The organism is Lysobacterales bacterium (genome assembly GCA_019634735.1).
GTDB lineage: Bacteria > Pseudomonadota > Gammaproteobacteria > Xanthomonadales > UBA2363 > Pseudofulvimonas.
The window spans coordinates 256062-278372 of record JAHCAT010000002.1; the positions used below are offsets into that span (position 1 = coordinate 256062).

At 72.5% G+C, this 22311-nt stretch carries 17 protein-coding genes; 10 read left to right on the top strand and 7 right to left on the bottom strand.

Annotated elements, in window-relative coordinates; genetic code table 11:
* Positions 1 to 2: 2 nt before the first annotated feature.
* The 5 genes from KF823_03780 to KF823_03800 all read right to left on the bottom strand — a co-directional run bounded on the left by KF823_03780 (position 3) and on the right by KF823_03800 (position 5283).
* Positions 3 to 740: an SDR family oxidoreductase gene (locus KF823_03780; GenBank protein ID MBX3725019.1), complete on the bottom strand. Its 738-nt coding sequence runs from the start codon at positions 738 to 740 to the stop codon at positions 3 to 5.
* 5 nt (positions 741 to 745) lie between these two features.
* Positions 746 to 1993, bottom strand: a complete 1248-nt coding sequence (locus KF823_03785; protein MBX3725020.1) for an FAD-binding oxidoreductase — start codon at positions 1991 to 1993, stop codon at positions 746 to 748.
* 62 nt (positions 1994 to 2055) lie between these two features.
* A complete protein-coding gene (locus tag KF823_03790) occupies positions 2056 to 3465 on the bottom strand; it encodes a UbiA family prenyltransferase (protein MBX3725021.1) in 1410 nt (469 codons plus the stop codon).
* Between the two features lie 69 nt (positions 3466 to 3534).
* Positions 3535 to 4479 (bottom strand): FAD-binding protein, encoded by a 945-nt coding sequence (locus KF823_03795; GenBank protein MBX3725022.1) that lies wholly within the window; start codon positions 4477 to 4479, stop codon positions 3535 to 3537.
* A gap of 57 nt (positions 4480 to 4536) precedes the next feature.
* Positions 4537 to 5283, bottom strand: a complete 747-nt coding sequence (locus tag KF823_03800; GenBank protein MBX3725023.1) for an electron transfer flavoprotein subunit beta/FixA family protein — start codon at positions 5281 to 5283, stop codon at positions 4537 to 4539.
* A 516-nt stretch (positions 5284 to 5799) separates the two neighbouring features.
* Between KF823_03800 and KF823_03805 the strand changes: the two genes are divergently transcribed.
* The 3 genes from KF823_03805 (at position 5800) to KF823_03815 (ending at position 10729) form a co-directional block, all read left to right on the top strand.
* A complete protein-coding gene (locus tag KF823_03805) occupies positions 5800 to 8049 on the top strand; it encodes a tetratricopeptide repeat protein (protein MBX3725024.1) in 2250 nt (749 codons plus the stop codon).
* Between the two features lie 383 nt (positions 8050 to 8432).
* Positions 8433 to 9377, top strand: a complete 945-nt coding sequence (locus KF823_03810) for an NAD(P)-dependent oxidoreductase (protein ID MBX3725025.1) — start codon at positions 8433 to 8435, stop codon at positions 9375 to 9377.
* A gap of 26 nt (positions 9378 to 9403) precedes the next feature.
* Positions 9404 to 10729 carry a PQQ-dependent sugar dehydrogenase gene (locus KF823_03815; GenBank protein MBX3725026.1) on the top strand — a complete coding sequence of 442 codons (1326 nt, stop codon included), beginning with the start codon at positions 9404 to 9406 and terminating at the stop codon, positions 10727 to 10729.
* A gap of 298 nt (positions 10730 to 11027) precedes the next feature.
* Here the strand turns inward: KF823_03815 and KF823_03820 are convergent, their stop codons facing one another.
* Both KF823_03820 and KF823_03825 read right to left on the bottom strand, forming a co-directional pair.
* Complete coding sequence (locus KF823_03820; GenBank protein MBX3725027.1) at positions 11028 to 11642, bottom strand: SPOR domain-containing protein; 615 nt, start codon at positions 11640 to 11642, stop codon at positions 11028 to 11030.
* A gap of 12 nt (positions 11643 to 11654) precedes the next feature.
* Positions 11655 to 13445, bottom strand: coding sequence for an arginine--tRNA ligase (locus KF823_03825; protein ID MBX3725028.1), 1791 nt, complete (start codon positions 13443 to 13445; stop codon positions 11655 to 11657).
* A gap of 161 nt (positions 13446 to 13606) precedes the next feature.
* On the opposite strand from KF823_03825, the gene KF823_03830 reads away from it, so the two are divergent.
* Genes KF823_03830 through KF823_03860 form a run of 7 tightly spaced genes read left to right on the top strand, consistent with a single transcriptional unit; the run spans position 13607 to position 21919 of the window.
* Positions 13607 to 14371, top strand: coding sequence for a DUF3450 family protein (locus KF823_03830; GenBank protein ID MBX3725029.1), 765 nt, complete (start codon positions 13607 to 13609; stop codon positions 14369 to 14371).
* The gene (locus tag KF823_03835) at positions 14368 to 15759 is read left to right on the top strand and encodes a MotA/TolQ/ExbB proton channel family protein (protein ID MBX3725030.1); all 1392 of its coding nucleotides are present in this window, start codon (positions 14368 to 14370) and stop codon (positions 15757 to 15759) included. The genes KF823_03830 and KF823_03835 overlap by 4 nt, the downstream gene beginning before the upstream one ends.
* 23 nt (positions 15760 to 15782) lie before the next feature.
* Complete coding sequence (locus tag KF823_03840; GenBank protein MBX3725031.1) at positions 15783 to 16406, top strand: MotA/TolQ/ExbB proton channel family protein; 624 nt, start codon at positions 15783 to 15785, stop codon at positions 16404 to 16406.
* Between the two features lie 5 nt (positions 16407 to 16411).
* Positions 16412 to 16819, top strand: coding sequence for a biopolymer transporter ExbD (locus KF823_03845; GenBank protein ID MBX3725032.1), 408 nt, complete (start codon positions 16412 to 16414; stop codon positions 16817 to 16819).
* Between the two features lie 2 nt (positions 16820 to 16821).
* Positions 16822 to 17430, top strand: a complete 609-nt coding sequence (locus tag KF823_03850) for an energy transducer TonB (GenBank protein ID MBX3725033.1) — start codon at positions 16822 to 16824, stop codon at positions 17428 to 17430.
* An 8-nt stretch (positions 17431 to 17438) separates the two neighbouring features.
* The gene (locus KF823_03855; GenBank protein ID MBX3725034.1) at positions 17439 to 18761 is read left to right on the top strand and encodes a hypothetical protein; all 1323 of its coding nucleotides are present in this window, start codon (positions 17439 to 17441) and stop codon (positions 18759 to 18761) included.
* Positions 18731 to 21919 (top strand): carboxypeptidase regulatory-like domain-containing protein, encoded by a 3189-nt coding sequence (locus KF823_03860; protein ID MBX3725035.1) that lies wholly within the window; start codon positions 18731 to 18733, stop codon positions 21917 to 21919. The genes KF823_03855 and KF823_03860 overlap by 31 nt, the downstream gene beginning before the upstream one ends.
* Positions 21920 to 22311: the final 392 nt, after the last annotated feature.

Genomic DNA, 22311 nt, shown 5'->3' on the forward strand with positions numbered 1-22311 from the left:
GCTCAGAACTTCAGGCGCCGGAACACGAACTCGGGCAGCGCCTTGATCGCCGTCATCACCGGCCGCCAGAACCAGGGCAGATAGACCACGGCGCGGCGCCGCTCGACGGCGCGAACGATGCCGGCGGCGACCGCCTCCGGGCGCGCCCACAGCGCGCCCTTGGCGAAGGCCGCGGTCATCGGCGTGTCGACGAAGCCGGGCTTGATGGTCAGCACGTCGACGCCGGACCGGCCCAGGCGCTGGCGCAGGGCGCTGGCGTAGGCGCTGACCGCGGCCTTGGCGGCGCCGTAGATGGCGTTGCTGGCGCGGCCGCGGTCGCCGGCCACCGAGGAGATCACCGCCAGGGTGCCGTCGCCCTGTGCCTCCAGCAGGCCGGCCAGGCGGTGCATCAGGGCGATCGTGCTGCCGCCGTTGGTGGCGAAGTGCGCCATCGCCAGGGCGGCATCGCGGTCGCAGGCGGCGGCGTCGGGCAGGGTGCCGTGCGCCAGCAGGGCGATGTCGATGCCGCCCAGCGCCTGCCGTGCCGCCGCCAGCGCGGCCTCGTGACCGGCCAGGTCGTCGACGTCGAGCGTGCCGGTGTCGACGGCGCCGGCGCCGCGCACGCGCAGGTCGTCGGCCAGCGCCGCCAGCCGGCCGGGATCGCGGCCGATGAGGTACAGCGCCGCGCCGCGCACCGCCCACTGCCGGGCGCAGGCGGTGGCGATCGCCGAGGTGGCACCGATGATCAGGATCTTCTGCATGGCTGTCAGTCCGCGAGGTCGGCCATCACCCGTCGCCAGAAGCTCGACGAGAAGGCCGGGTCGATGTGCCGGGAGAAAGTTTCCCAGGCCGGGAAGAACCGCCGGAAATGGTCGCCGCGCATGCGTGCGTCCTTGGCCGGATACACCGCGCCGCCGGCCTCGGCGACCAGGTCGTCGAGCCGCGCCAGCAGGGCGAAGGTGGCCTCGCCGCGGAACGGGAAGTCCAGCGCCAGGGTGGTGCCCGGGCGCGGGAAGCTGAGCAGGCCGGGCGAGGCCAGGGCGCCGAAGGTCTTCAGCACCGCCAGGAACGAGCCGGTGCCGCTGTCGGCGATGGCGTCCAGCAGGGCGGCGATGGCCGCGGGCGCCACCGACGGCGGCAGCACGCACTGGTGCTGCAGGAAGCCGCGCGGTCCGTACAGGCGGTTCCACTGGCCGATGCCGTCCAGTGGATAGAAGAACGGCTGGTAGTGGACGATGCGGTGGCGGCGCCGCGGCAGGTGCCAGTAAAGGCGGTTGAAGCTGCGCAGGCCCGGCCCGCCCAGCAGGGGGAACGGCGGCGTGAAGGGCACCGACAGGCCCGGCCGCGGCGGCGCCGGGCCGTCGGCCAGGCCGCAGGCGGCGTTGGCTCGGCTGAACACGCCGCGGCCGCGACGGCCACGCGGCGCCAGGCAGTCGATCCAGGCCACCGCATGCTCGTGGCTGGCCAGCGAGGCGTCGGCCAGGGCGAAGAACTCCGCCAGTTCGCCGAAGCGCAGCGTCTCCACAGCAAGCCAGGGGCTGGCCACGGCGCCCAGCTGCAGCTCGACCCAGGTGACCAGGCCGGTCAGGCCCAGGCCGCCTATCGTCGCCGCGAACAGCTCGGCATGCTGCTGCGGGGTGCAGGTGAGGTGGCCGCCGTCGCTGCGGCGCAGGCCGAAGGCGCGCACGTGGCGGCCCAGGGTGCCGGCGCGCGGATGGTTCTTGCCGTGCACGTCGTTGGCCAGGGCGCCGCCGACCGTGGCGTAGCGGGTGCCTGGCGTCACCGGCAGGAACCAGCCGGCCGGCACCGCCAGGCGCAGCAGCTCGTCGAGCAGCACGCCGGCCTCGCAGCGCAGCACGCCGGTGGCGCGGTCGAAGGCGATGAAGCGGTCCAGGCCGCGCGCCCGCAGCAGGCTGCCGCCCTCGACCTGGCAGACGTCGCCGTAGCTGCGGCCGTTGCCGTAGGCGAGCATCGGCGCCGGCAGCGCCGGCAGAGCGGCGTCGCGGTCGTGCAGGGTCGCGACGCGGGCCGGACGCAGGCGCGGCCAGCGGTTCCAGGCGCCGGTCGCGGAGTCGCTCACAGCGCCAGCACCACCACCGCCAGCCCGGCCAGCAGCACCGCCAGGCTGGTGCGGTCGCGCAGCGCGAACAGCATCGGATCGTCGTGCATGCGGCCGCGGTGGGCCAGCAGCCAGACCCGGCCGATCCAGTACAGCAGCAGCGGGCACAGTAGCCACAGCGCCTTCGGCTGCGAATACAGCTGCTCGCCGGTCGGGCTGTTCACGTACAGCGCCAGCACCAGCACCGCGGCCAGGCCGCTGCCGATGCCCATGGCGCCCAGCATCGGCAGGTCGGAAACCCGGTAGCCGCGACCGTCGGCGCCGTCGCGGCCAGCACGCGCCATCACGCCCAGTTCGGTGTGGCGCTTGACCAGGGCCAGGCTCAGGAACAGGAACATCGAGAAGGCCAGCAGCCAGAACGACAGCGCGACGCCCAGGGCGAAGGTGCCGGCGATGATGCGGGCGGTGTAGAGCATCGCCAGCACCACCACGTCGACCATCTCGACGCGCTTGAGTACGAAGGTGTACAGCGCGGTCAGCAGCCAGTAGGCGGCCAGCGCCAGCACGAAACGCGGCGGCAGGGCCAGGGCGGCAAGGACGAAGGCGGCGGCCAGCAGCAGCGGTACCAGGGCCAGGCCGGCCAGCAGGGGCAGCTCGCCGGCCGCGAACGGCCGCAGGCGCTTGCGCGGATGGCCGCGGTCGGCGGGCAGGTCGACCAGGTCGTTGAGCAGGTAGACGCTGGACGCGCACAGCCCGAACGCCAGGAAGGCCAGCAGCGCCTGGCGCACCGCGGCCGGCTCGAACAGCAGGTGGGCGGTCAGCAGGGGCACCAGGACCAGCAGGTTCTTGGCCCACTGGTGCAGGCGCAGCGCCCGGGCCCAGGTCAGCGGCGAGACGCGCGGGCCGGGTAGCACGGTGTCGACCGCTGCAACGGCGGCGGCGGCGCGCTCCAGATTCTCACCGGCATTGACCACCACCGCGCGCCGGGCACGGCGCCAGACCGCCAGGTCGATCCTTGCGTTGCCCGCATAGTCGAAGCCGCGCTCGCCGTAACGTGCGACCAGGGCATCCCCTTTCCGTGCGCCGGAGAGGTTGCGGGAGCCGTCGCTGGCCAGCACGTCGTCGAACAGCCCGGCATGGTCGGCGACGGCGCGGGCGATGCCGGCATCGGCGGCCGTGCACAGGACGATCTCGCGCCGGCCCTGCTGGCCACGCAGCCAGTCCAGGAACGGCAGGTTCCAGGCGAGGCGTTCCGGATCGGGCAGCACCCGCCGGGCCAGCTCGTGCTTGAACGCCGCCTTGCCGCGCAGCAGCCACAGCGGCATCGCCAGCAACAGGAAGGGGTTGCGGCGCAGTGCCGCGAGCAGAGACTCGTGCAGGGTGTCGCCCAGCACCAGGGTGCCGTCGAGGTCGACCGCCAGCGGCACCGCCGCGGTGTCGGCGACCGCTTCCAGGGTGCCGGCGGGCGACGGCGTGGTCACGCGCGGGCGCGGGCCTCAGCCGGCCAGCGCCGCCTCCAGTTCGGGCACCAGCTTGAACAGGTCGCCGACCAGGCCGTAGTCGGCGATCTCGAAGATCGGCGCCTCGGCGTCCTTGTTGATGGCGACGATGGTGCCGGCGTCCTTGATGCCGGTCAGGTGCTGGATGGCGCCGGAGATGCCGATCGCGATGTACAGCTCGGGCGCGATGATCTTGCCGGTCTGTCCGACCTGCATGTCGTTGGGCACGTAGCCGGCATCGACCGCTGCGCGCGAGGCGCCGACGCCGGCACCGATCCGGTCGGCCAGCGAATAGATGATCGAGAAGGCGTCCGCCGAGCCCAGGGCGCGGCCGCCAGAGACCACGCGCGACGCGGTCTGCAGGTCGGGGCGGTCGCTCTTGCCGGCGGCCAGGCCGACGAAACGGGTGTGGCCGGGCACCGCAACATCAAGGGTCAGCGGCTCGATGGTGGCATTGCCGCCGGAGCCGGCGGCGGCGAACGAGGCGGTGCGTACGGTCGCCACGACCACGGCATCGGCCGGCGCGGTGACGGTGACGATGGCGTTTCCGGCGTAGATCGGCCGCTTGAAGGTGCGCGCGTCGACGACCTCCATGAGATCGGAGACCTGGGCGACGCCGAGCAGGGCGGCGACGCGCGGCATCAGGTCCTTGCCGAAGGTGGTGCTGGGGCCGAACAGGTGGCTGTAGCCGGCAGCGGCGGCGGCGACCTGCGGCGCCAGCACGGCGGCCAGCGCGTGGGCGTTCTCGGGGCGGGCGACGGTGCGCACCGTGGCCACACCGGTCAGGGCGGCGGCCTGCGCGGCGACCCCGTCCGGCGCGTCGGCCAATATCAGGATGTCGATGGCCTGCGGCGACAGCGCGGTGGCGGCGTTGACGCAGCGCGCCGTGCTGGCGTTGAGCTTGCCGTCCAGATGCTCGGCGACGATCAGAACCTTGCTCATGTCATGGTGTCCTTGCGGCCCGGCGCCGGGCGCCAGGCGGGATGGGGCATCGGGGATTCAAGCCAGGCCCTTGGCCTTCAGCGCGGCGACCAGCTCGGCGACGTCCTTGACCATGACGCCCTTGCTGCGCCGCGCCGGCGGCGCGTACGGGCCGTGGCCGAGGAAATCGCCGGCCTCGGCGCCGAGATCGGCCATCGGCACGGTCTCCAGCGGCTTGCTCTTGGCCTTCATGATGTCGGGCAGCTTGATGAAGCGCGGCTCGTTCAGGCGCAGGTCGGTGGTGACCACCGCCGGCAGGTCGACCTCGATGGTCTCCAGCCCCGCATCGACCTCGCGGGTGACGCGCGCCACCTGGCCCTCCAGTTCCAGCTTGGAGGCGAAGGTCGCCTGCGGTCGGTCCCACAGGGCGGCCAGCATCTGGCCGGTCTGGTTGGCGTCGTCGTCGATCGCCTGCTTGCCGAGCAGCACCAGCCCCGGCTGCTCGCGCTCGATGAGCTTCAACAGCACCCGGGCCGCGGTCAGCGGCTGCACCGGGCCGTCGGCGACCACATGGATGGCGCGGTTGGCGCCCATCGCCAGGCCGTTACGCAGGTGCGCCTGGGCATCGGCCGGCGCGATCGCGACCACCACCACCTCCTCGGCCAGGCCCTTCTCGCGCAGGCGCAGCGCCTCCTCCAGGGCGATCTCGTCGAACGGGTTGGGGGAGAGCTTGACGCCGTCGGTGACCACGCCCGAACCGTCGGGCCTGACCTGGATGCGGACGTTGTAGTCCACCACGCGCTTGTAGCCGACCAGAATCTTCATCGTTGCTGCGAACCTTGCCATCGGGGCGGGCGCGGGGGCCCGGCGGGCCGCACAGTTTACTAGCAGGCTGTCGGGAACAGTCCGCTGGCCCCGGCCATGGCTGGCCGCACGGTGAGGCGACTGCGCAAGCGGTTGATTTGCCGGGAGCCCGTCTGGACGGGCGTCGGACGGGCAACCAGGCGGCGGGCCGGCACGGTCGCCCCTCAGCAGCCTGCCAGAGCAGTCCTGGTCGTCGGGCCCCGGGCGGGGGCAGGCGGTTCCCATGTACGCAGGGCGCGCAAGCGGCCGGTGGGCGACGCTCGGTGCGTGCCTGCGTCGGGCGCCCGGGTCCGGTGACCCGCACCGGATAGCCGCGCGGCAGGGTGGCTCCCGGGTTGACGCGGACGACAGGACGAAGGCAAGGATCTGCAGTCGCCCGCTGGCCGGTCGGGCTGGCCGGGGTCAGCGCGACCCGCGATCCGCCGCAACCCCGGCGCCGCTTGCGGCATCATGCACGCACCGTCCCTGGAGTCGTGCGTGAGCGACGACGCGCCCAAGCCGCTGCTGGCACTGACCTGGCGCGAACTGCGCCGACGCAAGGTCGTGCGCGTGGCGATCGCCTACGGACTGGTGGCCTGGGTGATCCTGCAGCTGGGCGAGATCACCTTCGAACCGCTGGGCCTGCCGCCGCGCGCCCTGACCTGGACCATCCTGGCCGTGGTCCTGCTGTTTCCGGTGGCCCTGGTCCTCGCCTGGGTGTTCGACCACGACGGCGACCGCCTGCGGGTCGACCACACCGGCCACAACGTGCGGGGTCCCGCGCGCCTGTTTGCACTGGCGGTCGTGCTGCTGACCGTGGGCGGGCTGGCCTGGTGGCTGGTCGACGTCTACGGCGATCGACCGATGGAGGGGGCGGACCCGCCGATCGCCGGGCTTGGCGCGACCGCCGTGGACGCTGCGGGCGCGCCGTCCGGCGCCGCACCCGCCAACTCCATCGCCGTGCTGCCCTTCGACGACATGAGCGCGGACGGCGACCAGGGCTGGTTCGCGGACGGTCTGGCCGAGGAACTGCTCGACCGCCTCGCGCGGATCGAGGGCCTCCAGGTGGCCGCCCGCACCTCGGCGTTCGCGCTGCGCGGCCGTGCCCTGGACGCCCAGGCGCTGGGGCGCGCGCTGAATGTCGCGACCCTGGTCGAGGGCTCGGTCCGCAAGGCCGGTGGCCGCCTGCGGGTCACCGCCCAGCTGATCGATACCGCCAATGGCTACCACCTCTGGACCGAGACCTACGAAGGTGCGGACCAGGACATTTTCGAGCTGCAGGACGAGGTCACCGCCGATATCGTCGCGCAGTTGCGCGACCGCATCCCGGGCCTGCGGCCGCAATCCACCCCCGACCCGGTGACCCAGGCCACCACCTCGGCGGCGACCACCCGCGACGTGCTGGCCCACGAGCTCTACCTGCAGGGGCGGCTGGCCTGGCGGCAGCGCACGGCCGAATCGCTGGGGCGCGCTGCCGGACTGTTCGAGCAGGCCATCGAACGCGATGCCGGCTACGCCAGGGCCTGGTGCGGACTGGCCGACACCCGCCTGCTGCTGTCCGACTACGGTGGCGTGGCGCCCGAGCAGGCGGTCGCCCAGGCCGAACCGGCGGTGGTGCGGGCGCTCGACCTGGCCCCGGGCCTGGGCGAGGCCTGGGCGTCGCTCGGTCTGTTGCGGCTGAATGCCGGACAGCTCGAGGCCGCGGAAGGCAACCTGCGCGAGGCGATCCGTCTCGACCCCAACTACGAGATGGCCTACATGTGGCTGGGCGGGCTCTACGCCCGCCAGGGCCGGCTGCGCGCGCAGTCCGAGGTGCTGGCGCAGGCGCTGGCGCTGAGCCCGCTCGACCCGGCCATCAACATCAACCTGGCAGGCTCGAGATTCGCGCGCGGCGAGCGCGCCGCCGCGCGCGACCTGCTGGCGGCCCTTCTGCGGATCACGCCCGAGGCCCAGGTGGTCCGCTACAACCTGTCCGAATTCGAGCGCGGCAGCGGCAACCTCGCCGAGGCCTTGCGCCTGGCCGACCAGGCCTGGCGTCGCGCACCGTCGGAGCCGCAGGCGCTGATGACCCTGGCCAATGCCTTGTCGGCCCTGCGCCGGCACGACGAGGCGCAGGGCGTGCTCGCGAGGCTTCCGGCAGGGATGGCGAATGCCGACCTGCTGCGCCACAACGCCGCCCTGCACAGGGATCCGGCCACGCCCTTGCCCGCCGCCCTGGCCGACCAGGTCGAGGCCTTGCTGGCTGGCAATGAGCCTGTCCACCCCGATCAGCGGCCGCTGCTGCAGTTCGGCGCCTGGGCCGCCTGGTGGGCCGGCGACCCCGAACGCGCCCTGCGCATCGTCGAGCGTGTGCTGGCCGGTCGGGAGGGTGCGCGCCTGCTCCAGGACGAGATGGATTCCGTCCTGGTGAGGGCGTTCCTGCTCAAGGAGACCGGTCGCGACGAGGCAGCCGCGACCTGGCTGGCGCTGGCGCGGGCGCGCGTCGATGAGCTGCGCGAGCAGGGCTGGGCGAACGCCTACGCCGACTTCAGCCTGGGGCTGCTCGAGCTGTTCGAGGGCCGTCCGGACCAGGCCCTGGAACACCTGGACGCAGCCATCGGGAACGGCTTCGGCGAGCTCTGGCTGCTGGATGGCGATCCGCGCTGGCATTCGCTGCGCGGCACCTCGGGTTTCGCGGCGGTGCGCGCGAACCTGTTGCGTCGGATCGATGCCGAGCGGGCCCTCGCCGCCGACCTGGGGCCGTACTGAAGGCGCCTCGCCCGGCCCTGGCAGGCCAGAGGGAAAACAGCCTTCCGGCTGCAATGGCGGATGGCCCCCGGCAAAGCAGCTTCGCTGGCAGCGGGTCTGCCGGGAGCCGGTCCGGACAAGCTTGGACCGGCGACCAGGACCACGAACAGGAGGATCGTTCGTCTGGGAAACCTTCGGAGCCGTCCCGCGCCTCCGCCTGCACCTTGCCTCGCGTCGTCAGGCCGGTCGGGGAACCCCGGCGCGACGCGACGCGATGCGCACCGGCCCGGCCGGATGGCCGGCGGCGGACGATGCCGGCGCATCGGCGCCACCCGGGTCGACGGCAAGATCCTGGAGACGGGCTGGCGGGCGCAGGGCCTTACAATCGCTGTTTCGCCGACCGCATGGAGGTCCTGACCGTGGATGGGAAACTGCGCGCCGGTTTCATCGGCCTTGGTGCGATGGGCGAACCGATGGCCCGCCACCTGCACCGGGCGGGCTTCCTGACCGCGGTGTGGAACCGCACGCCCGGCAAGGCCGTGGCGCTCGCCACCGACCTGGGTGTGGCCGCGGCCACCGATCCGGCCGATCTCGCCGCGCGTTGCGACGTGGTGCTCACCTGCGTGTCCGCCGATGCCGATGTGCTGGCACTGGTGGACGCGCTGTCGCCCGGCTTGCGGCCCGGCGTGCGCGTGGTCGACACCTCCACGGTCGCCCCGGACACGGCACGCGAGGCCGCGCGGCGCCTGGCGGCCTTCGGCGTCGGATTCCTGGATGCCCCCCTGACCGGCGGCGTGGAAGGAGCCCGCAACGGCACGCTCTCGGTGCTGGTCGGTGGCGAGGTCGCGGACTTCGAGCAGGTGCGGCCGGTGCTGGAGAGCTTCGGCCGCCGCGTCGTGCGATTCGGCGGAGTCGGCGCCGGGCAGGCCACCAAGGCGGTCAACCAGGTCATGGTCGCCGGCATCGCCGAGGCGGTCTGCGAGGCCCTTGCCCTCTCGCAGCGTCTGGGCCTGGACAGCGCCGCCGTGGTCGATACCCTGGGCAACGGCGCTGCCGGCTCCTGGTTCCTGGACAAGCGCGGCCACAGCATGCTGGCCGGGCGTTTCGACACCGGCTTCAAGCTGCGCCTGCTGCACAAGGACCTGGGCATCCTGGCGGCGCTGGCGGCGGCGGAGGGCATCGCCCTGCCGGTGGTGGAGGCCGCGCGCGCCGACTATGCCCGGTTGCTGGTCCTGGGCCATGGCGACGAGGACATTTCCGCCCTGATCCGCCTGAAGCAGGAAAACGTGATGGCCGGCACGACGCCGCCAACATCGCCTTTACCCGCTGCCGCTCCGCCGGCGCCATAATCGGTGCTTTCCAACGGGGGATTGCGATGCGCCTGAACCGATTCGTCCTTGCCGCGGCGCTGTGCGTCAGCGCTCCGCTTGCTGCCCAGGCCCCGAACCCGCCCCCGGATCTGGCGCTGTCGCCCTTCCTCAGCTCGGGTCTCAACCAGCCGGTGGCGGTGCGCCATGCCGGCGACGGCAGCAACCGCCTGTTCGTGGTGCAGAAGGGCGGCACGATCCGCGTCGTCCAGCTCGACGGCAGCGGCGCCCCCACGCTCCTGGCGACGCCGTTCCTCACCCAGGCGGTGACCACCAGCAGCGAATCGGGCCTGCTCGGCCTGGCCTTCCACCCGGACTACGCGAGCAATGGCTGGTTCTATGTCGCGTTCACCGCCCCGGCCGCCGAGCCGCGCCTGGGCTTGACGCCCGACCAGGTGGTCGCCCGCTTCACCGTGTCCGCCAACGATCCCAACATCGCCGATCCGGCCAGCCGCCTGGACATCATCCGCATCCCCGACCTGGCCGGCAACCACAATGGCGGCGACCTGCACTTCGGTCCGGATGGCTACCTGTACTACAGCTCCGGCGACGGCGGTCCGCAGAACGACCCGCATGGTTTCGCCCTGTGCAACTGGAAGAAGCCGGCCAACAACAACATCAATACCTGCAGCCCGGTCGTCGGGACGAACTACTGGCTGCTCGGCAAGATCCTGCGCCTGGACATCGACAACCCCACCGCCAGCGCCACCGCCGACATGTGCGGCGCCACCGCGGGCCAGCCGGCGAACTATTCGATCCCGGCCGACAACCCGCACGTCGGCACCACCGACACCTGCGACGAGACCTGGCACAACGGCCTGCGCAATCCCTGGCGGTTCAGCTTCGACCGCGAGACCGGCGACATGTACATCGCCGACGTCGGCCAGAGCGCCCGGGAGGAGGTCAACAAGGTCGCCCTCGGCCAGAGCGCGCACTTCGGGTGGGGTTGCATGGAGGGCTTCCGGGTCAACAAGACGGCCGCGCCCTGCGTCAGCAGCGCCACCAACTCCTTCCCGGGTTCGCTGCTCCCGATCCTCGACTACCCGCGCTCCGATGGCGGATCGATCAGTGGCGGGTACGCCTTCCGAGGCCCCATCGGCCGTCTGCAAGGGGTGTACTGGTTCGGTGATTACAACGTCAGCTCTCCCCAGGTGAATATCTGGTACGCCTACGAGCCGGCGCAGGCCGGCCCCTGGCCCAAGGTGGCGCTCACCCACCACACCGGCGTGGTCGGCTTCGGCGAGGACGAGGCCGGCAACGTGTACTCGGTCAGCATCAACGGCAACATCCGCAAGCTGACCAGCCAGTTCATCTTCGACGACGGTTTCCAGTGATCGCGACACGGGCCTGACCCGTCGGCACCTGCCGCCCGCGTCCGCGGCAGCGCCGCCGCGGGCGGGGCGGCAGGGGTGAGCGCACGGGGCCGTCCGATCCGTCGATGCGGCAGGGCGGGCCCGACGTGCGGGGCCTGCCACAGCGCGCGGGGGTGCACGAGGACCTTCATGACCCGCGCCGAGACCACCGATGCGGCCGCGCGGGGGAGACAACGCCAGGGCCTGTCGACCCTGTGGGCGCAGCGGCGTCTCGACCGTCGCTGCGGCAGGGCCGGACGCGCGACGCGTCCGCGCTGCCTCAGGGCGTCTGTTCGCGCACGGTGATCGCCTGCACGCCGTTGTCGGCCAACTGGCGCTTGACGCGGTCGACCTCGGCGGCGCTGGCGTAGGGGCCGACGTAGACGCGATGGAAGGTGTTGCCGTTGACGTTGACCGACTGCACGCTGGCGCTGATGCCGAGCAGTGCGAGGCGGGCCTTGGCCTCCTCGGCAGGGCGCGGGTCGCGGAACGAGCCGGCCTGCAGGCGATAGCGCGTGCCTGCGGGGGCAGCGACCGGAGCCGCGCCGGACTCGGCGGGCGCCGTGCCCGCCGGCGTCGTGCCGGCCGGCGGTGTCTCGGCACGCACCTGCGCGCGCAGTTCGGAGTCCGGGATCAGCACCTCCATCTCCGGCAGCACGGTGTAGAAGTCGTAGGTCGTGGCGCGGGCCGGCGGCGCGGCCTCTTCGGGCGAGCCACCGGGCCGGGCGGCCTGGGGCTGCGGCTGCTCCTGCGCCGGGCGCAGACCCGGCGCCAGGCCGCTGCGTACCGCCAGCAACGCGAGGACGACGCCGATGACGATGCCGGCGACCAGCCAGAGCCAGGCGGGAAGGGCGGTGGAGGCGCCGCGGCGGGCGTGGTTGGTGCGTCGTGCCATGGGCCTATCCTGTCACATCGTGGCGGGCGCGGAGACGCCGAGCAGCGCCAGGCCATTGGCCAGGACCTGTGCCGTCGCCGCACACAGCGCCAGGCGGGCATCGCGCAGGGGCGCCTGCGCAGCCAGCACCGGCTGGCCGTTGTAGAAGCCGTGGAAGGCGGTGGCCAGCTCGCGCAGGCCGCCGGCCAGCAGCTGCGGTGCGCGCTGCTCGGCGGCGGCGGCCAGCCACTCCGGGTAACGGGCCAGCTCAGTCATCAGGGCGGCCTCGCCGGGCGCCGCCAGCTGCGGTAGCGCCGCCAGTCCGGCGGCGCGGTCGAAGGCGATGCCCTGGTCCGCGGCCTTGCGGAACAGGCTGGCGATCCGGGCGTGGGCGTACTGCAGGTAGTAGACCGGATTGTCGTTGGACTGCGCGCGCGCCAGGGCCAGGTCGAAGTCCAGGTGCTGGTCGTTGCCGCGCATCACGTAGAAGAAACGCGCGGCGTCGTCGCCGACATCCTGGCGCAGCTCGCGCAGGGTGACGAACTGCCCGGAGCGGGTCGACATCTGCACCTTCTCGCCGGCCTCGTAGAGCACCGCGAACTGCACCAGGCGGATCTCGATGCGCTCGGGGTCGTGGCCCAGGCCCTGGGCCGCGGCCTTCAGCCGCGCCACGTAGCCGTGGTGGTCGGCCCCGAACAGGTAGATGGCGTGTTCGAAGCCACGTTCGAACTTGCTGTCCAGGTAGGCCAGGTCGGAAGCGAAGTAGGTCCAGGCACCGTTCTCGCGGCGCACCACCCGGTCCTTCTCGTCGCCGAAGGCGGTCGCCCGGAACCAGAGCGCGCCGTCCGCCTCGTACAGGTGGCCGGCCTCGCGCAGCCGGGAGACCGCGCGCTCGAGGCCGCCGCCGGTGACCAGGGAGCGTTCGGAGAACCAGTTGTCGAAGGTGACCCCGAAGCCGGCCAGGTCGTCGCGGATATCGGCCAGGATGCTGTCCAGGGCGGCATCGAAGCACGCCGCATAGCCTTCCGGTCCGAGCAGGTCGCGGGCGCGCGCCACGACGGCGTCGATGTAGGCCTCCTTGTCGCCGCCGTCGGATTCGTCGGCGGGCAGGTCGCGCACCACCGCCGGCCAGCTGCGGCGCCAGCGCTCGCCATCGCGCTGCTGGATGCCGCGCGCGATGTCGACCACGTACTCGCCGCGATAGCCGTTGTCCGGGAACCGTACCGGCTCGCCGCACAGCGCCAGGTAGCGCAACCAGGTCGAGGCGGCCAGGATGTCCATCTGCCGGCCGGCGTCGTTGACGTAGTACTCGCGCTGCACCGAGTGCCCGGCGGCGGCCAGCAGGTTGCCCAGGGTCGCGCCGTAGGCGGCGCCGCGGCCGTGGCCGACGTGCAGCGGGCCGGTCGGGTTGGCGGACACGAACTCCAGGGTGACCCGCCCGGCACTGCCTGCCGGCCTGCGTCCGTAGTCGGCGCCCTGGGCCAGCACGGTCGCGACGACGCCCTGGCGGGCGGCATCGGCCAGGAACACGTTGATGAAGCCCGGGCCGGCGATCTCCACCCGTTCGACGTCCGGACTGGCGGGCAGGGCGGCGACCAGCGCCTGGGCGATCGCCCGGGGCGGCTGGCCGAAGGCGCGCGCGTTGACCATGGCGGCGTTGCAGGCGAAATCGCCGTGCGCCGGATCGCGGGTGCGTTCGACGACGAAGGCGCTGGGGGGGGCGGTGATGCCCCGGTCTGCCGCCAGCGTGGCCAGGGCCCGGGCGAACAGGTCGTGCAAGGTGTCTTTCACAGGCGCGAACAGGGCTTTTGTGCGGTCGCACATTGTAGCGGGCATCGTCGCGCGCCATGGCCGGGGCCGCCGGGCTGGTCCGGGCCGGGGCGTCACCGACCTTGCTCTGCTGTCATCGAACTGAAACCAGAACGACATAGGCTGCTCCGCCATCGCCCGGCATCCGCGCCGGGCCGCCCCGGAGATCCCCTGCCATGATCCGCTCCGCCCCGCGCTGGCTGTGCGCGCTCGCCCTTGCCACACCGGCCCTGCCGGCATCGGCCCAGGAGGCGCAGGCGCTGGCCGACAATCTGGTCAGGCTGCGCGCCGAGATCGAGCAGCTCAACAGCGAACTCGACCAGGCCCGCGAGGAGGCCCGCACCACCCTGGCCGGCCTGACGGCCCAGCGTACCGAGCTGTCCGCGCAGCTCGACCGCCAGGCCCTGGCCAGCCGCGAGCAGGCGCAGCGCCTGGCGCAGGCGCAGGAGTCGCTGGCCCGGGCCGGCGTCGAGGGCGCCGAGCTCAAGCCGGCCCTGCTCGACGCCCTTGCCGGGCTGGAGGCCCATGTGCGCGCCAGCCTGCCGTTCAAGCAGGACGAGCGCCTGGCCGGCCTGGCAGCGCTGCGGGAGCGCATCGCCGCCGATACCGTGCCGCCGCATCGTGCCGCCAACCAGGTCTGGGCCTTCGTCGAGGACGAACTGCGGCTGACCCGCGAGAACGGCCTGTTCAGCCAGACCATCGAGCTCGACGGCGAGCGCCTGCTGGCCGACATCGCCAAGGTCGGCACGGTGATGCTCTATTTCCGCACCAGCCAGGGCGACTACGGACAGATCGTGAGAAGCGGCGACGGCTGGCGCTGGCAGCGGGTCGCCGGGCGCGCCGAAGGCGACCGCATCGCGGCCCTGTTCGACGCCTACCGCAAGCAGATCCGGCAGGGCTGGTTCGAGCTGCCGATGGCCGCCGCCGGGGGTACGTCATGATGCGCCGGCCGCTTCTGGGTGTGCTGCTGGCCTGCCTGGCGCCGGCGCATGTCGATGCGCAGTCGGCGCCGCCGGCCGAGCCGGCCGCTGCGCCGGCGCAGGCCCCGGCAACGGTCTCCGTGGAGGATGCCTACCGGCGCGAGTTGGCCTTCCTGCAGGCCCAGCGCCGTGAACTGCAGGCCAGCCTGGAGCGCACCCGCAGCAGCTTCCAGCGCGACCAGGCGGCCCTCGAGCGCGAGCTGTCCGGACTGGAATCGCGCCTGCTGGCCGCCCGCGCCGGCGCCGACCAGATGGCCGGCCAGGTCGCCCAGGTCGAGGAACAGACCCTCGCCAGCCAGGAGAACACCGGCCTGCTGGCCGCGACCTGGGAGCAGGCCGGCAGCACCCTGGCCGGGCTGGGCATCGAGGCCGGCGACGGCGGCTTCGCCGAGGGCCAGCCCGACGATACCCGCCTGGCCGCCCTGTTCGCCGCGGCCACCGCCGAGCTGGGGCGTCGGTCGGGCATCCGTCGCGAGCAGGGCATGTATTTCCTGGCCGACGGCACCGAGGCGCGCGGCGAGATCATCCACCTGGGCAGCGTCGCCGCGTTCGCGGTCGGCGAGCAGGGCAGCGGTGCCCTGGCCCCGGCGGGCGCCGGCCGCTTCAAGCTCTGGCCCGAGCCGGCCCAGGACGAGGCCCGCGCTCTGGCCGCCGGCCGCATGCCGGCGACCCTGCGCGCCTACCTGTTCGAGTCGCTGGCCGCCGATGCCCAGCCGCCACGCACCAAGACCCTGGTCGACACCGTCAACGACGGCGGCACGATCGGCTGGATCATCGTCGCCCTGGGCGCGCTCGCCCTGGTGTTCGTGGTCCTCCGCGCGCTGTTCCTGCGCAGCGCCGGCGCCAGTACCGACAAGGTCCTGGCGGCGGTGGCGCCGCTGGTCCAGCAGCGCCGCTTCGAGGACGCGATCGGCGCCGCCAAGCGCCACAAGGGCAGCTCGGCGCGCGTCGTCACCGCGGCGCTGCGCAACATCGACCGCGATCCGGAGCACCTCGAGGACATCGTCTCCGAGTCGATCCTGCACGAGTCCGGACGGCTCAACCGCTTCGGCGCGATCATCCTGGTGATCGCCGCGGTGGCGCCGCTGCTCGGCCTGCTCGGCACCGTCACCGGCATGATCGAGACCTTCGACATCATCACCGACTTCGGCACCGGCGATCCCAAGCTGCTGTCCGGCGGCATCGCCATCGCCCTGGTCACCACGCAGCTGGGCCTGGTCGTGGCGATCCCGGCGCTGCTGCTGGGCAATCTGCTGTCCGGCTGGGCCGAGCGTCTGAAGGACGACATGGAGCAGGCCGCCCTGCGCATCACCAACCTGGCGCGGGAGGATCGCGCGGTCGCCGCCTGAACGGCGATCGCGCGCCTGCCGCCATGACCCTGTTCGACCAGTTCGCCGAGTACCTGGCCGCCGGTGGCCACGGCATCATGCTGCCGCTGCTGGCGATCGCCTTTGCGCTCTGGTACGCGATCGGCGCACGCTGGTCCCTGCTGCGGCGGGGCTCCAACCGCAACGTGCGTGTGCTCCTGTCGCGCTACGAACGCGGTGCCGGCGGCAAGGTCGATGGCGTGCTCGACGCCGCGGTGGTGCGCGGCCTGTCGCTGCGCGGCCAGCGCCCGCGCGACCTGCGTCGGGTCCTGGACGATGCCTTCGCCGGTCACCGGCGCGCGGTGCGCCGGCATCGGGTGCTGATCGGCACCCTGGTGGCGATCGCGCCACTGCTGGGACTGCTGGGCACGGTCAACGGCATGATCGTCACCTTCGATTCGCTGGCCGACATGGCCCTGTTCACCCAGGGCGGCGGCATCGCCGCGGGCATTTCGACTGCGCTCTACACCACCCAGATGGGCCTGGCCGTGGCGATCCCCGGCTACCTGGCCAAGGGCGTGCTCGACCGCCGTCAGGCGCAGATCGAGATGGACCTCGCCCAGCTTCGCGACATCCTCGTCGCCACCTCGCGCCCGGTGCCGGCGCCTGTCGCACCCAGCACGGACTGAACGCCATGCGATTCCGGGAAAAGAAGGCCGTCGAGGCCGCCATCGACATGACGCCGATGATCGACATGGTGTTCATCCTGTTGATCTTCTTCATGGTCTCGACGACCTTCGTCAAGGACATGCAGATCGACATCGAGCGGCCCGGCGCGGCCACCCAGACGGTGTCCTCGACCAAGGCGGTGCGCCTGTACATCGACAAGTCGGGCGAGGTCTACATGGACGGCGCGCCGGTCCGGGTCTGGGTGATCGCCTCGCGGTTGCGCGACCAGCTCCAGGGCCAGCCGCAGAAGTCGGTGCTGGTGGTGACCGACGAGGGCGTGCCGGCCGGTCGCCTGGTCGAAGTGGTCGACCAGGCCCGCCAGGCCGGTGCCGAGGTCGGCGTCGCCACCCGTGGCGAGGCCGGGGAGGGCTGAGCATGCGCGCGCGCCTGTCCGGACTGGTCGCAGCACTGCTCGGCACCCTGGCGGTGGTCACCGTCGTGCTGCTGATGAACGCAGCGGCGCGACGCGGTCCGGATCCCGGCACCACCGGCACCGCGATCGCCATCGAGCGGCGCGAGGCCACGCCGCCGCCGGCCGCGCAGCGACCGCCACCGCCGCGTCGCCGCCAGCAGGCGCCACGGCCCAGCGTCGACCTGTCCGCGGCGCTGCCAGGCATGGATTTCGGCCTTGACGGCCTCTCCGACGACCTCGGCGACCTGGCCGGCAGCCTGCTCGGCGGCGACCGCGAGCTGACCATGAGCGACGACACCGTCGACCAGCCGCCGCGACCGATCGCGCAGTCGCCGATTCCCTATCCGGCCCGGGCCAAGGCGCAGGGCGTCACCGGTCATGTCGTGCTTTCGGTGCTGATCGGACCGACCGGCCGGGTCGAGCAGGTGCGTGTGCTGGAGTCGCAGCCGGCCGGCGTGTTCGACGATGCCGCGATCGCCGGCGTGCAGTCCTGGCGTTTCGAGCCGGCCAGTTACCGCGGCGAGAACGTCCGCGTCTGGGCACGCCAGCGCGTGCGCTTCGACCTGGGATGAGCGCGTCCATGGCCGTCCTGCTTCGGATCCTTGCCGCGCTCGTGCTGCTGACGCCGACCCTGCTGCCCGCGCAGCCGGTGTCCGGGCCTGCCGGTTCGCCGGTCCCCGGGGACCAGGCGCCCGCTCCGGCCGATGCGCCGCCCGACCGCCAGGCGCAGGCCGACGCCCTGGTCAGGGATTATCCCGGACTCGACCCCCTGCCGCTCGCCACCCTGCTGCTGTCAGACGGCCACGCCGACCGCGCCGCGGGTGTGCTGGACCGCATCGACCTGGAGCGCGCCGCGCGCGACCGGCGATTCGACTGGGCGCGGTACCACACCCTGCGCGCCCTGATCGCGCAGGCCGGCGACGACGCCGACGCGGCGATCACATCCTTCGAGGCGGCGATCGCGGCCAGCGAGGCGATCGTCGCCGCCCGCGCCGCCGGCGAGCGGCCGCGCAACGAGGACCCGTCGTTCGGCACCGTCGACGATCTGGTCTACCTGTACCTGGCGCAGGCGCACTTCAACCACGACCGGCACCGCGAGGCGATCGCCGTCCTGCAGCGCGCCGGCGACCGCCGGGACGGCCTGGCCGGCGCCTGGAACCTGCGCGCCCATGCCCACTGGCTGGTCGGCGAGCAGCAGCAGGCCTTCGACCTGCTGGCCCGCGCCAGCGCCCGCTTCCCCGGCAACGCCAGCTTCCTGCGCCGCACCGTGTTCTACCTGGTCGAGACCGGACTTTTTCAGGAGGCTTCCCGGGTCGGCGCCGACTACCTGGCGCAGGCCGAGGCGGGTGCCGCCGACTACCTGGCGATCGGCACGGCCTTGCGCCGCAGCCGTGCCCTCGACGAGGCGATCGTCCTGCTGGAGACCGGGCGGCTGCGCCATCCGGACGACGACGCGCTGGCCAAGGCGCTGGCCCAGGCGCTGCTCGACCGCGGCCGGCCGCTGGCCGCCGCCGAGGTGCTTGCCCGCGTCGCCGAGCGCGATCCAGCGCTGACCGCCGAGGCCGCCGAGCTGTTCCGCCGTGCCGGCCACCTGCAGCGTGCCCTCAACCTCAACGCCCGGGTTCCCGAGACCGAGCGCCGGCTCAAGCAGCGCGTCGGGCTGCTGCTGCAGCAACGCCGTTACGACCTGGTGGCCGGCATGGAGGAGGCGCTGGCGCGGGCCCGACTGCTCGGCGACGAGGACATCCGCTACGCCCTGGCCTACGCGCTGTTCCGCGGCGGCCGCCACGAGGACGCCGAACGCCACCTGGCGGCGCTGACCCGCCCCGATCTGTTCCGCAAGTCCACCGAGCTGCGCCGGCTGATGGCCGAGTGCGCCGACCAGCGCTGGAAGTGCGCCTGATGAAGAAGTCCCTGTTCGCCGTCGCCGCGCTGGCCGCCGGCATCCGCCTGGCGCTGGCTGCCGACCCCGCGGCCCTGAACATCGTGGTGTTCGATGCCGGCCAGCCGGTGCCGGGCACCCAGGTGCTGGTCGACGGCCAGCCGCAGGCGGTGACCGACGACTACGGCGGCGCGCGCATCGTGCTGTCGCCCGGCAGTCGGGAGCTGGTCCTGCGCGGCGACGGTCGCGAGCTGCTGCGCCTGGACCTGGTGCTGTCCGAGGGCGAGGTCGCCGAGCTGATCGCCAGCCTGCGCCCCGATGCGCCGGCGCTGGTGCAGTACGAAAGCTCGCAGGCCGGGCTGGTCGTGCAGGCGGTCGATCCCGCATCGCCGCAACCGGCGCAGCCGCCGGGCGTGCTGGCCGGCCGCGTCACCAGCAGCGAGGGCGGCACGCCGGTGGCCGGTGCACGGGTGTTCATCGCCGGCACCCCGCTGGACGTGCGTACCGACGCCGACGGCCGCTACCAGGTCGAGCTGCCCCCCGGCGACTACACGATCTCGGTGATCGCCGCGCAGTTCGACAGCCGGACCCTCGAGGGCGTCGCGGTCGGCAGCGGCGAGTCCAGCGGCCGCGATGTCGAACTGACCCCGGCCGGCCTGGAGCTGCCGGAGTTCGTGGTGCTCGAACCCTATATCGAGGGCTCGCTGGCCTCGCTGGTCGAGGAGCGCCGCGACTCCGCCTCGGTGGCCGATTTCCTGGGCGCCGAACAGATCAGCCGGGCCGGCGATTCCGATGCCGCGGGTGCGCTCAAGCGAGTCACCGGCCTGACCCTGGTCGACGGCAAATACATCTACGTGCGCGGACTGGGCGAACGCTATTCCAGCGTCCTGCTCAACGGCGCGCAGATTCCCTCGCCCGATCCGACCCGACGGGTGGTGCCGCTCGACCTGTTCCCGACCGACGTCATCGAAAGCGTGCTGGTGCAGAAGACCTACTCGGCGGAGATGCCCGGCGAATTCGGTGGCGGCACCATCTCGCTGCGCACCCGCAACGCCCCCGAAGGACTGGTGGCCAAGGTATCGGCGACCACCGGCTGGGCCCAGGGCAGCACCGGCAAGGACGGACTGAGCTACGCCGGCGGCAGCCGCGACTGGACCGGCTACGACAGCGGGGCCCGGTCACCGCAGGGCGCGCTGGCCGAGGCCCTGGCCACCGGCCGGCGGATCGGCACCCAGGGCAACACCTTCACGCCCGCCCAGCTCGAGCCGATCGGCATCGCGCTGGCCCAGGGCAGCGCCTACACACCGACCCCGCGCCGCCTGGATCCAAAGTACGGACTGTCCGCGAGCCTGGGCAACGGCTGGGACCTGGGGCCGGTGCGCCTGGGTGTGCTGGGCTCACTGCGCTACGACAACAGCTGGGACCTGACCGAGGAGACGCGCGCCACCTACACCGGACGGGATGTCACCCTGAACGACCGCTTCGACGTCTCCACCACCACCCAGAATGTCGAGCTGTCCGGCTTCCTCAACGTCGGCGCCCGCATCGGCGAGGACCACGTCCTGCGCGCCAACTGGCTGCTGGCGCGGGTCACCGAGGACGAGGTCCAGGTCCAGGACGGCCTCTCCGATTCCCAGGAACTGACCCGCTACAAGCTGGAATGGACCGAGAACCAGCTGCGCTCGCTCCAGCTCGCCGGCGAGCACCGCTTCCCGTTCCTGGGCGGCCTGGGCGCCCAGTGGACCTGGACCCGGTCGCAGGCGCGGCGGGAGGAACCCAACCGCCGGACCTATGCGTACCAGCGCAACGCCCAGGGTCAGCAGGCGCTCAACACCGGCTCCAGCCAGCTGGTGCAGAGCTTCGCGACCCTGGTGGACGATGCCGATGGCCTGGATGTCTCTCTGGACTATCCGCTGTCCCTGTTCCGGGGGCGGCTTGCGCTGACGCCGAGTCTGGGCGCGTCGACATTCACGCGCGAGCGCGACAACGCCCTGCGCTCGTTCAATTTCCTGAACTACCAGACCCTTCCGGCGGGCGCGGTGCTTTTGCCGCTCGAGGCGATCCTGTCCGCGCAGAACCTGCGTGTCGGCGGCGTGCGCGTCAACGAGGCGACCCAGCCCACCGAGAACTACACGGCCAGCCAGGACATCGATGCCCGCTTCCTGGCCATCGACGGCAACTGGCAGGAGCGTTACCGCCTGGCCGCCGGCGTCAGGCGCGAGCGCGACCGGGTGGCTCTGGTGCCGGCGCCGATCGGCACCGGCAGCGCGCAACCGATCGAAAACGGCGAGACCCGCAACCTGCCTTTTGCGATCGCCACCTGGAAGTACAGCGATGCCCAGCAGGTCCGGCTCGGCTACAGCCGGACCTTGTCGCGTCCGGACTTCCGGGAGTTGTCCAGTTCGCCGTTCACCGACCCGCAGCTCGACCTGCTGTTCTTCGGCAATCCGGACCTGCGCACCACCCGGATCGAGAACCTGGACCTGCGCTGGGAGCACTACTTCACGCCTGCCGAGAGCCTGTCCTTCTCTCTGTTCCGCAAGGCGTTCACCGACCCGATCGAGAAGAGCCAGCGTCCTGGCGGTTCCGGCGCCCAGGGCGCCCTGATCAACGCGCCCTCTGCAACGCTCGACGGCGCCGAGGTCGACATCTATCGCCAGCTCGGCTTCCTGGAGGACCAGGGCTGGTTCCGGGGCCTGTCGGACCGCCTGTCCTGGCTGCGGCTGGACCGGGTCCGCTGGGACAATGTCTACGTGTCGGGCAACTACGCCCGCATCCGGTCGACCGTCGAGCTGGACTTCCCCGCCGAGTGCGGCGGCCCGCCCGACGGCGGCTTCCTGACCAGCTGTGAGCGCCCGCTGCAGGGGCAGTCGCCCTACACCGGCAACCTGCAGGTCGGCTACCTGAATCCGGACTCCGGCCGCGAGTACTCGCTGCTGCTGAACCGCTTCGGCGCCCGCATCGCCCAGGTCGGCGTCGATGGCGCCCCGGACATCTACGAGCAACCGGTGAACCAGCTGGACGCCGTCTTCCAGCAGAGCTTCCTGGACAACTGGGCGTTCAAGCTGCGCCTGCGCAACCTGCTCGATCCGCAGGTCCGGTTCGAACAGGGTGGCAGCGCCACGCGCAGCTACCGGCGCGGCAGGGAGATCCTGCTCACGCTGGAGTGGAAGCCCTGATTCGGGTGCGCTTGGGCCGGAGCCGCGCGATTCCCGTGCGTTAGCCCTTGCGTGGCCCCCGGGCGGCGCCCGGGTGCTTGGCCGCCGAGCGCAATGGTAGGCGCGGTATCCGCACGGAAGCCCTGGTCGGCTGCGCGGCGGGCAGCGCTGCCCGATCCCGATTTCCGCACCGTGGCGGCGCTGCGACAGCGCGCGCCCGGTCCCGCGGCCCGCACCCGGATGCATTGGCAGCGCCGCCGGGTGCCTGGACGCCCGGCGTCCTCGCCGACCCGGCCCGTCGCGGCATCGGCTGCAACATTTCCTCCTTGTGGCTGCAACCGGCCTGTCATCTCGCCTGCCTAGCATGTCCGCCACGTAGTGCCCTTCGGCCGCTTCGGCCGCTTGTCTCCCAT